Here is a 13,051-nt window from a genome sequence, read left to right as displayed (position 1 = left end):
TAGTCCTCATGAGAGCGCGATCGCCGAGAGAGGCATGCTGATCGTGACTTCCGCGCCGCCATCGTCGCAGTTCACGACGGACACGCCGCCGCCAAGCTTGCGCATGACGTTGACCGCGAGGAACAGGCCGAGGCCGTGACCCGGTTCGCGCTTGCTCGACTGGTAGGGTTTGCCGAAGCTGGCGAGGCGTTCCTTGCTGAAGCCCGGCCCGCGATCGCGGACGATCAGCGCGAGGTTGCCGTCGTTGCGTTCGCCGCGAAACGCGACCCAGTGCGGCGAGGCTTCGGCGGCATTGTCGAGCACGTTGGCGATCACCTGTTTGAGTGCAGGGTCGGACACGACCTGCGGATCGTCGCCGACTCGGGTGGTATAGTCGAAATCGACCGACGGGTGCACCGCACGCCATTCGTCGACGATCGCGTCGAGGAACTGGTGCAGCGGCATGATCTCGGGCGCCTCGCCGCGCGCTTCGCCGGCCGACAGCAATATGCCGGTGACGATCGCCTTGCAGCGCTGCACCTCGGACTGCATCTCGACGATTTCGGCCTGCAGGTCGGCGTCCTGCGCGAGCGTCGGCATGCGGCGCCAGTCGGCGAGGATCACCGCGATCGACGCGAGCGGCGTGCCCAGTTCGTGCGCGGCCCCGGACGCCAATAGTCCCATGCGGACGATGTGATCCTCCTCCGCGGCCTGCTGGCGCAGGTCGGCCAGACGCGTGTCACGAGCGCGCAGATTGCCGGTGATGCGGGTCATGAACAGCATCAGCAGCGTCGCGATCAGCATGAAGCAGAGCAGCGAGCCGATCGTATAGAGCAGGAAATACTCGCCGCTGTAATCGGGGGGCAGGATCAGCGGGTGGTAATACACCGTCAGCACGCCGAAACAGGCGGCGGTGACGGCGACGATCGCCCAGCTCGACCAGCGATCGAGCAACACCGCGCCGAGCACGACGTGGAGCAGGTAGAGCGAGATGAACGGGTTGGTCGCGCCACCCGCCAGATAGAGCTGCGTGGTAAGCAGGCCGACGTCGAACAGCAGCGCGAGCAGCAGCTGGACGTTGGCGCCTTTGCGCCATCCATAGAGCGGCATGCTCGCCAGGTTGAGCGCGACCGCGGCGGCCAGTGCGGCCATCATCGGGACGAGCGGCAGGTCGAAGCCGAGGGCGAAGCGCGCGAACACGATCGTCACGAGCTGGCCCGCGACCGCGATCCAGCGCAGCGTCACGAGCTGTCGCATGTTGGCGTTGCCGGTCGCGTCGGTCCGCGCAGTGGCGAGCGCAAGCCAGCGTTGCCAGCCCAGGCGTGCGGACGCGGAGGTCATATGTCCACAACCCCGCGCCGCTTGCGCATATCCTGGCGCAAGAACACGACGAACGCGACGATCGTCATCGCAGCGAGCGCGAACCAGGTCAGCATGTAGACGAGGTGGTTGTTCGGAAAGGCGATGATCGTCAGCCCACCGATCGGCGCCGCGGTACCGGACTTGTCCGCATCGACGAAATACGGCGCGACGTTCGACAGACCGCGCGCCTTGGCGATCGCGGCGACATCGCGCGAGTACCATTTCCCCGTCGCGGGGTCGTTGCTGCGAAGGAAGCCGCCGCCGGGCTCGGTGGTGCGGAGATAGCCGGTGATCGCGACCGGGCCGGTCGGCTTGGCATGCGCAACGCGCTGCTCGGGCGAGACATAGCCGCGGTTGACGAGAACGGTGAAGCCTTGGACGGTCCGCAAGGGCGTAACGACCCAATAGCCGCTACCGAGCGCGGTGGCGGCGCGCACCAGCGTCTCACGCGTATTATCCAGGGTGCCGTCGAGGCGGATGCGACGATAAGCATCGGTGTTGGCGGTGATCGCGCCCCAGGACGCAGGGCCAAGTGGCGCGACCGGTGCGGCATGCGCGCGGGCCGCGACCTGTTCGATCAGTTGGAGCTTCCAGGCGCGGCGCTCGACCTGCCAGATGCCGAGCGCCATGAACCCGGCGAACAGCAACAGCGCAACCAGGCCTGCGACATAGACGGCAGGGCCCGGTCGCGTCTGCATCACATGTCTGCCGCGGCCTGCATCGGCATCATGTTGCTGTTCATGTGGTACATCACCCAGATCGACCCGGCGAGCGTGATGACGACGAGGATGATCGTGAAGATCAGTGCCATCATCGTCCAACCGCCCTCCGACTTGCCGCTCATGTGCAGGAAGTAGATCATGTGGACGACGATCTGCGCGACCGCGAACACCATCACGACGAGCGCGGCGGTCGACGGATCCTTGAACGCGTCCGTCATCACGATCCAGAACGGGATCGCGGTCAGTATGACCGAGAGGAAGAACCCCTTGAGATAGCTGCCACGCGTGCCGTGTGCGGCGCCATTGTCGTGGTCGTGATCGGCGTGCGGATTGTTCGCCGGTGCTTGGGGGTCGCTCATCGTAGGGTGCCCATCAGATAGACGAAAGTGAAGACGCCGATCCAGATGACGTCGAGGAAATGCCAGAACATGCTGAGGCACATCAGGCGACGCTTGTTCGCGGCGATCAGGCCGTGCTTCTGGACCTGCACCATCAGCGTGACGAGCCAGATCAGGCCCATCGTGACGTGAAGGCCGTGCGTGCCGACCAGCGTGAAGAACGACGACAGGAACGCGCTGCGGGTCGGGCCCGCACCCTCATGGATGAGGGTCGCGAACTCGTACATCTCGATCGACAGGAAGCACAGGCCGAACAGCCCGGTGAAGATCAGCCACATCTGCATGATGCGCTGGCGCCCTTCCTCCATCGACAGCATCGCGAAGCCGTAGGTGATCGACGAGAAAAGCAGCATCGCGGTGTTCACCGCCACCAGCGGCAGCTCGAAGATCTCCTTCGGGCTGGGACCGCCGGCATAGCTGTTGCCGAGCACGGCATAGGCCGCGAACAGCACCGCGAAGATGAGGCAATCGCTCATCAGGTACATCCAGAAGCCCAGCATCGTGCTGCTGCCTTCCGGATGCTCGTGCTCGTCGAGCTCGTAGAACGACAGGTCGCCGTCGTTGGTCATCGGTTTGGCGGACATCGCGTCAGGCTCCCTGGATCGCGAGCTGGCGGGTGCGCGCGTCCTCGCTGGCGATCACGTCCTCGACCGGGATGTAGAAGTCGCGCTTGTAGTTGAAGGTGTGGAAGATCGTCGTGCCGAAGATGCCGACCAGCGCCAGCCCCGCGAGCCACCAGATGTACCAGATCATCGCGAACCCGAAGGCCACGCTCAGACCCGCCAGCACGACGCCCGTGCCGGTGCCGCTGGGCATGTGGATCGCCTTGAAGCCGGAGACCGGACGGGCATGCTTGCGGTCCTTCATGTCGTACCAGGCGTCCAGGTCGTGGACGATAGGCGTGAACGCGAAGTTATACTCCGGCGGCGGCGACGACGTCGCCCACTCCAGCGTACGGCCACCCCACGGATCGCCACTGAGATCGGCGAGCTTCTCGCGGTTCCGGATGCTGACGAAGATCTGCATCAGGAAGGCACCGATACCGGCTGCAATCAGCGCTGCACCAAAGGCGGCGATGACGAACCAGATCTGCAGGTTCGGATCGTCGAAATAGCGCATCCGGCGGGTGACGCCCATCAGGCCGAGCACGTAGAGCGGCATGAACGCGAAGTAGAAGCCAACGACCCAGCACCAGAACGAGATCGTGCCCCACTTCTTGTCCAGCTTGAAGCCGAACGCCTTCGGGAACCAATAGTTGATCCCTGCGAACATGCCGAACAGCGTGCCGCCGATGATCACGTTATGGAAATGCGCGACCAGGAACAGCGAGTTGTGCAGCACGAAATCGGCGGGCGGCACCGCGAGCAGGACGCCGGTCATGCCGCCGATCGTGAAGGTCACCATGAAGGCAATCGTCCACATCATCGGCAGTTCGAACCGGATCCGGCCCTTGTACATAGTGAACAGCCAGTTGAAGATCTTGGCCCCTGTCGGGATCGAGATGATCATCGTGGTGATGCCGAAGAACGAGTTCACGCTCGCGCCGGAGCCCATCGTGAAGAAGTGGTGCAGCCAGACGAGATAGGCGAGGATCGTGATGACGAGCGTCGCATAGACCATCGAGCTGTAGCCGAAGAGGCGCTTGCCCGAGAAGGTCGAGGTGACCTCCGAGAAGATGCCGAACGCCGGCAGGACCAGGATGTAGACCTCGGGGTGACCCCAGATCCAGATCAGGTTGACGTACATCATCGGGTTGCCGCCGGCGTCGTTCGTGAAGAACGCGGTGCCGATGTAGCGGTCGAGCGACAGCATCGCGAGAACCGCGGTCAGCACCGGGAAGGCAGCGACGATCAGGATGTTGGTGCAGAGCGACGTCCAGGTGAAGATCGGCATCTTCATCATGGTCATGCCGGGCGCGCGCATCTTGACGATGGTCGCGACCAGATTGACGCCGGACAACAATGTCCCGATGCCCGCGATCTGCAACGCCCAGATATAGTAATCGACACCGACGTCCGGCGAATACGCCAGTCCCGAAAGGGGCGGCATCGCGAGCCAGCCGGTCCGCGCGAACTCACCGATGAACAGCGACATCATCACGATCACGGCACCGGCCGTGGTCATCCAGAAGCTGAAATTGTTGAGGAACGGGAACGACACGTCGCGCGCACCGATCTGGAGCGGGACGACATAGTTCATCAGGCCCGTGACCATCGGCATCGCCACGAAGAAGATCATGATCACGCCGTGCGCGGTGAAGACCTGGTCGTAGTGATGCGCGGTCAGATAGCCTTCGCTACCGTTGAACGCCATCGCCTGCTGCGCGCGCATCATGATCGCGTCGGAGAACCCGCGCAGCAACATGACGATCGCGAGGATCATGTACATGATCCCGATCTTCTTGTGGTCCACGCTCGTGAACCATTCTTTCCACAGATAGCCCCAGACCTTGAAATAGGTCAGCGCCGCGACGAGGCCGAGACCACCGATCGCGACCATCGCGAAGGTGGCGACGACGATCGGTTCGTGCAGCGGCAGCGACTCCAGGGTCAGGCGGCCGAAGATAGTCTTCAACAGGGTGTCGTTCATGATGGTTCTCTAGCCGTTCGCGACGGGGCGCGTGCCCGGCTGTGTGAGTGGGGTGAGCATCGTGTGATTGCGGTTCTGCTGCGAGCCGGGCGCGCTATTGGCGCCGTCCTTTTTTATGTCGGCGGGCGCGGTCCAGTGGTTGCCGCTGCCCTTCTCGTCGGCATCCTTCATCAGGGCGCCTTCGACACGCTCGGACGAATCCTGCGGGCCCTTGCCGTTGTTCACGCCGGGCATCGCCATGCCGCTGTGCGAGTCGCCGCCGTGCGCGCCCCCCTTTGCGCCGTGCATCAGCTCGGACATGCAAGGCTTGCCCGGCTGGACGCACTGCTCGACGACCAGCTTGAACATGTCGGGCTGGACCGCATTGTAATAGCGGACCGGAACCTTCTCGCTCGACTTCTCCAGCTGGAGATAGCTCGCACGGTTCAGACCGCCGCCGCGCTGCTTGACCTGGTTGACCCAGGCCTGGAAGCCCGCATCGTCGACGCCGTGGAAGCGGAAGCGCATGCCCGAGAAGCCCGCACCGCTATAGTTGGACGAGAAGCCCTCGTAATTGCCGGGCTTGTTGATGACCGCGTTCAGCGTCGTCTGCATGCCGGGCATCGTGTAGATCATGCCGGCAAGCGCAGGGATGTAGAACGCGTTCATCACCGACGACGAGGTCAGCTGGAAGCGGATCGGCCGATCGACCGGCGCGGCAAGCTCGTTGACCGTGGCGATGCCGTATTCCGGATAGATGAAGAGCCACTTCCAATCGAGCGCGACGACCTGAACCTCGAGCGGCTTGCCCGCACCGTTCGCGCCATTGCCCGCCTGCTGCGTGTCGACCAGGTTGCCGACCGGCACGTTGTTCGCGATAGTCGGCGTATCGGGCTTGATCCGGCCAAGCGGACGGTACGGATCGAGCAGATGCGTGCTCGTCCACGTCAGCGCGCCGAGCGCGATGATGATCAGCAGGGGCGCACCCCAGATCATCAGCTCCAACCCAAACCGAGTGATCCCATTTGGGCTCGTACCGGGCGGCCTTGTTCGACTGGCGATAGTGATAGGCGAAGAACAGCGTCGCGCAGATCACCGGCACGATGATCAGCAGCATCAGCCCGGTGGCGATGAGAACCAGGTCGCGTTGCTGCACCGCGATGTCGCCCGAAGGGGACATCACGACCCAGTCGCAGCCACTGGTAAGCAGCGCCAACGGCATGGCAGTAAGCCATAATTTCAGGCGGGAAAGCGATTTCACGACGGTCATTGCGTCCCCCTACGCCTAGCTTTCGCCGCACTACAGTGGACAATTTGTCCAATGGGCGCTGCACTGCAACATCGGCATGGCTTTATCATTACGCGGGGTAGCATAGATTGCCCCTGCCCGCATCCGTCGGAACAGCGTATCGTCGGGGTATCGTCGGGCTAAGTCCCTGCAAGAGCGAGTTGAAGAATGACTGCAGACACGGTTCCAGAAACGAGCTTCGAGAGCGACGTTCGCGAAATCCACAGCGATGGCGAGCATGTCTCGCCGGGTGTGATCGCGATCGGCGTCGTGATCGGCCGGACGTCGGAATTCTTCGACTTCTTCGTGTACGCGATCGCCTCGGTGCTCGTATTCCCGACGCTGGTCTTCCCGTATGTCGACCGGTTGCAGGGCACGCTCTATTCGTTCGCGGTGTTCGCGCTGGCGTTCATCGCCCGCCCGATCGGCTCGATCATCTTCATCGCGGTCGATCGCGCGTACGGGCGCAGCGTCAAGCTGACGATGTCGCTGTTCCTGCTCGGCACCTCGACCGTCGCGATGGGGTTCATCCCCGGCTATGATTCGGTCGGCAACTGGTCGGTCGCGATCCTCGCGCTGCTGCGCATCGGCCAGGGCATCGCGCTCGGCGGCGCATGGGACGGTCTGGCGTCGCTGCTGTCGCTCAACGCTCCCGAGAAACATCGCGGCTGGTACGCGATGCTGCCACAGCTCGGCGCGCCGTTCGGCTTGCTGGTCGCAAGCGGCCTGTTCGCGTTCTTCGTCGCGGCATTGCCGACCGAGGACTTCTTCGCCTGGGGCTGGCGCTATCCGTTCTTCGTGGCGTTCGCGATCAACGTCGTCGCGCTGTTCGCCCGCCTCCGCCTCGTCGTCACCCCCGAATTCCAGGACATGTACGAGAAGCGCGAGCTTCAGCCGGCGCCGGTCGTGGACACGATCCAGTCGGAGTGGAAGGCGATCTGGCTCGGATCGTTCGTGCCGCTCGCAAGCTTCGCGCTGTTCCACATGGTCACGGTGTTCCCGTTGTCGTGGATCGTGCTGTACACGCGTGAGGCACCGGGTCGCTTCCTGGTCGTCGAGATGGTCGGCGCGGTCATCGGTCTCGGTGCGACCCTGGTATCGGGGCTGCTCGCGGATCGGTTCGGGCGCCGGACGATGCTCGGGACCATCGCCGTCCTGATCGCCCTGTTCGCGATCGCCGCACCGTCGCTGCTCGATGGCGGCGACTCGGGCGAGCGCTTGTTCATGGGCATCGGCTTCCTGTTGTTCGGCCTGTCGTTCGGCCAGTCGTCGGGCGCCGTGGCGTCCAGCCTGTCGCCGCAGCACCGCTACACCGGTTCGGCCCTGACGACCGATCTCGCCTGGCTGTTCGGCGCCGGCTTCGCCCCGCTGGCCGCCCTGCTGCTGTCGAGCAAGCTCGGGCTGGCAGCAAGCGGCGCATACCTGTTCTCGGGGGCGGTGTTCACGCTGATCGCACTCGGACTGAACAAGCAACTCGCCAAACGCGACATCGCACGCTGATCGTTCGGGGGGTGCGCCCCCCGGCCGGCACCTCGCTGCATTCAGAAACACAACGCCACCCCTACCGGCACCACCCCGGCGAAGGCCGGGGCCCAGTTGGCAAGGTCATAGTGACGACGCGCCGCTCTCAGTTACCACCGTCCCCCAACTGGGCCCCGGCCTCCGCCGGGGTGGTGGCAGCCAGCTAGCTTCGAGAACACCCAGCAAAAAACCGTTCCCCCGCGAAGGCGGGGGTCCAGGAGCCACAAACGCCAACGCTGATAACCCTGTAGTCTCCCGCCTCCGCGCGAGACCACAGAAGCAGTTCAAACCCGCCGACGATCCAACCACCAAGACAGCGCCCAGATCGCAAACCCGCCAAGCGCCAGCGCCGTCCCGACCCACCCGGTCGACGGCAGCCCATACCCGCCCGCGATCGCCAGCCCGCCAAGCCAGGGCCCAAGCGCATTGGCCGTATTGAACGCCGAGTGATTCAGCGCCGCGGCCAAGGTCTGCGCCTCCTCCGCGATATCCATCAGCCGCGTCTGGAGGATCGTCGACAATCCTCCCCCACAACCGATCAGCACCACCACCGGCAACATGGTCCAGAGATTCTGCGTCGCCGGCGCGTAGAGCGCGAGTGCCCCCGCCCCGAACAGCAATGTGATCCCCGCCGCCGGCATCAGCGCCACGTCCGCCGCCTTCGCGCAAACCAACGTGCCGATCGTCAGGCCGACGCCGAACAGCGCGAACGCGACGGGGGTGAAGGCGGACGACACACCGGTGACGTCGGTCAGTGTCGAAGCGAGGTAGGTGTAGACGCAGAAGATCCCGCCAAAGCCGATCGCGCCGATCGCCAGCGTCAGCCAGACCTGCCCGTTGCGCAGCGCCGCGAGTTCGCCGAGCGGGCTCGCATCCTTCGCAGGCCGCAGCACCGGTGCGAAGCGGAACAGCATCGCCACCGTCGCCGCGGCGATGATCGCGACGACCCCGAACCCCCAGCGCCAACCGAACCACTGGCCGAGTCCGTTGGCGAGCGGCACCCCGGCAATCGTCGCGATCGTCAGCCCCAGCATCATCCGCGACACCGCCCGCGAGCGCTTCTCATGCGGGACCATCGACGCCGCGACCAGCGACCCGACCCCGAAATACGCACCATGCGGCAATCCACTGAGGAACCGGGCCAGCAGCATGAGGTGATAGGTCGGCGCGAGCGCGGACAGCCCGTTGGCGATCCCGAGGAACGTCATCAGGCCGATCAGCAACACCCGCCGCTCGATCTTCGCCGCGAGCACCGCGATCGTCGGTGCACCGACGACGACGCCGAGCGCATAGGCGCTGATGACATGCCCCGCGGTCGGCTCGTCGATCCCGAGTCCCCGCGCAAACTGCGGCAACAGGCTCATCGCGGCGAACTCGGTGGTGCCGATCGCGAACCCGCCGACGGCGAGCGCGAGCAGCGCCATGCGCGTATCGACAGGTTTCATGGGGAATCGCTTTCGTGAGAGTCGGAGCGGCGGCAAATGCTGCGCCGCAACATCACCCCTCTATCAGCCCGGCCGACGCATCTTGAACAAGGAATCCTCTGTGATCGCAAAGTAATCCGCGGGGCCACCGCCGCGCAGGATCGGTTGCCCGCGCGCCGTCTGGTACACGCCGTCCTCCAGCATGGCCGAGTCGATGTGGACAGCGACCGCCTCGCCGAGCACCAGCCACTGGTCGAGTTCGCGGCCTTCCTTCGTCTCGAGCCGGATCAACTGCGTCAGCTTGCATTCGAACTGCGCGCGGCTGGCTGCGACGCGCGCCGGCTTCACCTGGGTCGAGGCGGCCATCTCGAGTCCGGCCAGTGCGAACTCGTCGACATCGGCGGCAACGTTCGCGGCGGTCGTGTTCATCGCCTCGCTCAGGTCGCGGGACACCAGGTTCCAGACGAACTCGCCGGTCGCCTCGATATTGGCGACGCTGTCCTTCCACCCCATCGACGAGAAGCCGATGATCGGCGGGGTGTAGTTGAACAGGTTGAAGAAGCTGTACGGCGCGAGGTTCGGCACGCCGTCGGCGGAGACGGTGCTGACCCAGCCGATCGGTCGCGGCGCGACGATCGCATTGAGGGGATCGTGCGGCAGGCGGTGGCCGTTCGCGGGTTCGTAAGAATGCCATTCGGTCATGCGCGTATCCCTGCTAGGTTCAGGTTCGACTGGCTAGAGCGAAGACCGAGCATGAACGATCCCTCTCCCCCCGTGACCATCAAGCGCCACCGCCTGGCGACCCGCGTCTGGCACTGGGTGACGGTGGTGGCGATGTTCATCATGATCGGCAGCGGGATCGGCATCCTGAAGGCGCACCCGCGGCTGTATTGGGGGCGGTACGGCGCGAATTTCGACACCGCGTGGACCACGCTCGACCAGTGGCCGAGCTGGTTGGTGACGCTGCTCAACCTCCTGACGATCCCGGCGAGCTACAACCTCGCAATCTCGCGGCGCTGGCATCTGTTGTTCGCGCTCGTCCTCTCGTTCGCGCTGCTCGGGTTCATGATCGTCAGCCTGATCAACCGCCATTTTCAGCGCGACCTTCGCGTGCGCGTCGCCGAGCTTTCCCCGCAGGAAGTCGCGCACGACGTGAAGGAGCATCTCGCCTTCCGCTTCCACGATCCGAAGCGGCCGGGCGCGTATAACATCCTCCAGAAGCTGTCCTACGTGGCGACGATCTTCGTGCTGATCCCGGTGATGATCCTGACCGGGCTCGCCATGTCGCCGAATATGGATGCGGCATGGCCGTGGCTGCTGGAGGTGTTCGGCGGACGGCAGTCGGCGCGCTCGATCCACTTCATCGCCGCGACCGGGCTGGTCCTTTTCATCATCGTCCACATGGCGCTGGTTATCCTGGCGGGCACCTGGAACGAGGTGCGATCGATGATCACCGGGCGCTGGGCCGTCCCCGCCCATGCCGAAGAGGACGTCGCATGAGTTCGCTGATTACCCGCCGCGCCCTCGTTGCCGGCGCCACGATCGGTGCCGGCGCGCTGCTGACGGGCTGCGACAAGGTCATCCAGAACCCGGCGGCGCGAAAGATCCTGTTCATGGGCGAGGACATGAATCGCGGCCTGCAACGCGCGCTGACCAACCGCAACGCGCTCGCGCCCGAGTTCACGCCGGCACAGATGTCGCCGATCTTCCGGTCGAACGGCACGCGCGATCCGGGTACGCCCGGATACACTGCGATGGTCGCGAACAACTTCGCGGATTACCGGCTGAAAGTCGGCGGACTGGTCGATCGGCCACTATCCGTCACCCTGCCCCAACTCCGCCAGATGCCCGCACGCGCGCAGATCACGCGCCACGATTGCGTCGAGGGCTGGAGCGCGATCGGCAAATGGCAGGGGCCAAAGCTCGGCGCGCTGCTGACCGCCGCCGGGTTGCAGAGCACCGCGCGCTACATCGTCTTCACCTGCGCCGACCTGTATCGCGGCGCGCCCTATTACGAGTCGATCGACCTGGTCGACGCGTTCCACCCGCAGACGATCCTCGCCTGGGCGCTCAACGACCGGGTGCTCGACGTCGCGCACGGCGCACCGGTCCGGCTGCGAGTCGAGCGGCAACTCGGCTACAAGCACGCCAAATACGTCATGGCGATCGACGCGGTCGCCAGCCTCGCCGGGATCGGCAAGGGCAAGGGCGGCTATTGGGAGGATAACGTCGATTATGACTGGTACGCGGGGATCTGAGCCGCCCCTAGGGGTAGCGCAATTCCGTACCAGTCATTAGCTAACGCGCATGGCTCTTTTCGATCGTTTCCTGGCTCGGCAGGTTAAAACCGGCGAACTCACGCTCATCCACGCGGACGGCACGACCAAGCATTTCGGCAAGCCCGACCCCGCCTATAACCCGGTCACGATCCGGCTGACCCAGCCCGGCGTCGCCGGCGCGATCGTCCGCCACCCGGCGCTCGGCGCGGCGGAGGCGTTCATGGACGGCCGCCTCGTGATCGAACGCGGCGACATCCGCGACTTGGTCAACCTGCTCAAGGGCAACAGCCCGTGGGAGCGCGGCGGCGGGCTCAATCCCTCGCTGCCGATCAAGCTGCTCGACAAGGTCGTCCACCGCGTCGACCGCGTGAACATGGCGCGCCGCTCCAAGAAGAACGTCGCGCATCACTATGATCTGTCGGACCGGCTGTACGACCTGTTCCTCGACGCGGACCGGCAATATTCCTGCGCCTACTTCACCGATGCCGGCAACAGCCTGGAACAGGCGCAATCGGACAAGAAGGCGCACATCGCCGCCAAGCTCGCGATCCAGCCGGGCATGCGCGTGCTCGACATCGGCTGCGGCTGGGGCGGCATGGCGCTGTACCTGCACGCGAAGACCGGCGCCGAAGTGCTCGGGGTCACCCTCTCCGAAGAGCAGTTGAAGGTCGCCCGCCGTCGAGCCGAGGATGCCGGTGTCGCCGACAAGGTGAAGTTCGAGCTGATCGACTACCGCGCGCTGACGGGAACGTTCGACCGGATCGTCTCGGTCGGCATGTTCGAACATGTCGGCCCGGCACACTACAAAGCGTTCTTCCGCAAATGCCGCGACCTGCTGACCGAGGACGGCGTGATGCTGCTCCACACGATCGGCCGGATGGGCGGGCCGGGCGTCACCGACACCTTCACGACCAAGTATATCTTCCCGGGCGGCTATAACCCGGCCCTGTCGGAGATCGTGAAGGGGTATGAGGGACTGCGGATGTTCCCGACCGATATCGAGGTCTTGCGCGTCCATTATGCGCTGACGATCGACCAATGGTACGACCGCACGGTGGCCGCAAAGGATGCGATCGTCGCGCTGTACGACGAACGATTCTACCGCATGTGGACCTTCTACCTCGCGGGCGCCGCCGCGGCGTTCCGGACCGGCGGCATGGTCAACTACCAGATCCAGCTATCGAAAAGCCGGATGACCCTCCCGCTGACGCGCGACTACATGATCGAGGGCGAGCGGACATTGCGCGAAGGCTGACCTGCCGCCCCTTCCTGAAAGGGAGGGGCTGGGGGCGGGTCGGCTGCTTGGGATCAGCGACGCGAGCAAAACGGGCCAACCCACCCCTAACCCCTCCCTTCCAGGGAGGGGAACCCCGTCGCGGCTCGACGCAGGTCCTGCCCAATCACCCTCGTCGCAGCACGCTCGCCAAAACCGACTCATACTCAAAACGATCGAAAGACGAGCAGCCCTTACGCAAAGGCTAACCTGCCCCCCTCCCTGAAAGGGAGGGGC

At 64.7% G+C, this 13,051-nt stretch carries 11 protein-coding genes and 1 pseudogene; 4 read left to right on the top strand and 8 right to left on the bottom strand.

The window, feature by feature from the left end; translation table 11 throughout:
• Positions 1 to 6: 6 nt before the first annotated feature.
• The 6 genes and pseudogenes from QFZ54_RS14730 to QFZ54_RS14705 form a co-directional block, all read right to left on the bottom strand.
• The gene (locus tag QFZ54_RS14730) at positions 7 to 1,320 is read right to left on the bottom strand and encodes an ATP-binding protein (protein WP_373458536.1); all 1,314 of its coding nucleotides are present in this window, start codon (positions 1,318 to 1,320) and stop codon (positions 7 to 9) included.
• Positions 1,317 to 2,039 carry an SURF1 family protein gene (locus QFZ54_RS14725; RefSeq protein ID WP_307088288.1) on the bottom strand — a complete coding sequence of 241 codons (723 nt, stop codon included), beginning with the start codon at positions 2,037 to 2,039 and terminating at the stop codon, positions 1,317 to 1,319. Before QFZ54_RS14725 ends, QFZ54_RS14730 begins: the two co-directional genes overlap by 4 nt.
• A complete protein-coding gene (cyoD, locus tag QFZ54_RS14720) occupies positions 2,039 to 2,422 on the bottom strand; it encodes a cytochrome o ubiquinol oxidase subunit IV (protein ID WP_307088286.1) in 384 nt (127 codons plus the stop codon). Before cyoD ends, QFZ54_RS14725 begins: the two co-directional genes overlap by 1 nt.
• Entirely contained in the window at positions 2,419 to 3,045 is a 627-nt protein-coding gene (gene cyoC / locus QFZ54_RS14715) for a cytochrome o ubiquinol oxidase subunit III (protein ID WP_307088285.1), read from the bottom strand. Before cyoC ends, cyoD begins: the two co-directional genes overlap by 4 nt.
• Before the next feature lie 4 nt (positions 3,046 to 3,049).
• Positions 3,050 to 5,050: a cytochrome o ubiquinol oxidase subunit I gene (cyoB, locus tag QFZ54_RS14710; RefSeq protein WP_307088283.1), complete on the bottom strand. Its 2,001-nt coding sequence runs from the start codon at positions 5,048 to 5,050 to the stop codon at positions 3,050 to 3,052.
• A 9-nt stretch (positions 5,051 to 5,059) separates the two neighbouring features.
• Positions 5,060 to 6,251 (bottom strand): annotated as a pseudogene (locus tag QFZ54_RS14705) (COX aromatic rich motif-containing protein).
• A gap of 234 nt (positions 6,252 to 6,485) precedes the next feature.
• On the opposite strand from QFZ54_RS14705, the gene QFZ54_RS14700 reads away from it, so the two are divergent.
• A complete protein-coding gene (locus QFZ54_RS14700) occupies positions 6,486 to 7,817 on the top strand; it encodes an MFS transporter (protein ID WP_307088281.1) in 1,332 nt (443 codons plus the stop codon).
• 305 nt (positions 7,818 to 8,122) lie between these two features.
• On the opposite strand, the gene QFZ54_RS14695 is transcribed toward QFZ54_RS14700, so the two are convergent.
• Positions 8,123 to 9,283: an MFS transporter gene (locus QFZ54_RS14695; RefSeq protein ID WP_307088279.1), complete on the bottom strand. Its 1,161-nt coding sequence runs from the start codon at positions 9,281 to 9,283 to the stop codon at positions 8,123 to 8,125.
• Positions 9,284 to 9,346: 63 nt separating this feature from the next.
• A complete protein-coding gene (locus QFZ54_RS14690) occupies positions 9,347 to 9,964 on the bottom strand; it encodes a flavin reductase family protein (RefSeq protein ID WP_307088277.1) in 618 nt (205 codons plus the stop codon).
• Positions 9,965 to 10,015: 51 nt separating this feature from the next.
• On the opposite strand from QFZ54_RS14690, the gene QFZ54_RS14685 reads away from it, so the two are divergent.
• The 3 genes from QFZ54_RS14685 to QFZ54_RS14675 are packed head-to-tail and all read left to right on the top strand — an operon-like array spanning position 10,016 to position 12,796.
• Positions 10,016 to 10,762 (top strand): cytochrome b/b6 domain-containing protein, encoded by a 747-nt coding sequence (locus tag QFZ54_RS14685; protein ID WP_307088275.1) that lies wholly within the window; start codon positions 10,016 to 10,018, stop codon positions 10,760 to 10,762.
• The gene (locus QFZ54_RS14680; protein WP_307088273.1) at positions 10,759 to 11,520 is read left to right on the top strand and encodes a molybdopterin-dependent oxidoreductase; all 762 of its coding nucleotides are present in this window, start codon (positions 10,759 to 10,761) and stop codon (positions 11,518 to 11,520) included. Before QFZ54_RS14685 ends, QFZ54_RS14680 begins: the two co-directional genes overlap by 4 nt.
• A gap of 49 nt (positions 11,521 to 11,569) precedes the next feature.
• Complete coding sequence (locus tag QFZ54_RS14675) at positions 11,570 to 12,796, top strand: SAM-dependent methyltransferase (protein WP_307088271.1); 1,227 nt, start codon at positions 11,570 to 11,572, stop codon at positions 12,794 to 12,796.
• Positions 12,797 to 13,051 lie beyond the last annotated feature (255 nt).

This window comes from Sphingomonas faeni (assembly GCF_030817315.1).
In the GTDB taxonomy this organism is placed as follows: Bacteria; Pseudomonadota; Alphaproteobacteria; order Sphingomonadales; family Sphingomonadaceae; genus Sphingomonas; species Sphingomonas faeni_C.
The sequence above is the reverse complement of the archived record's forward strand: the minus strand, read 5'-3'. Positions and strand labels throughout refer to the sequence as shown.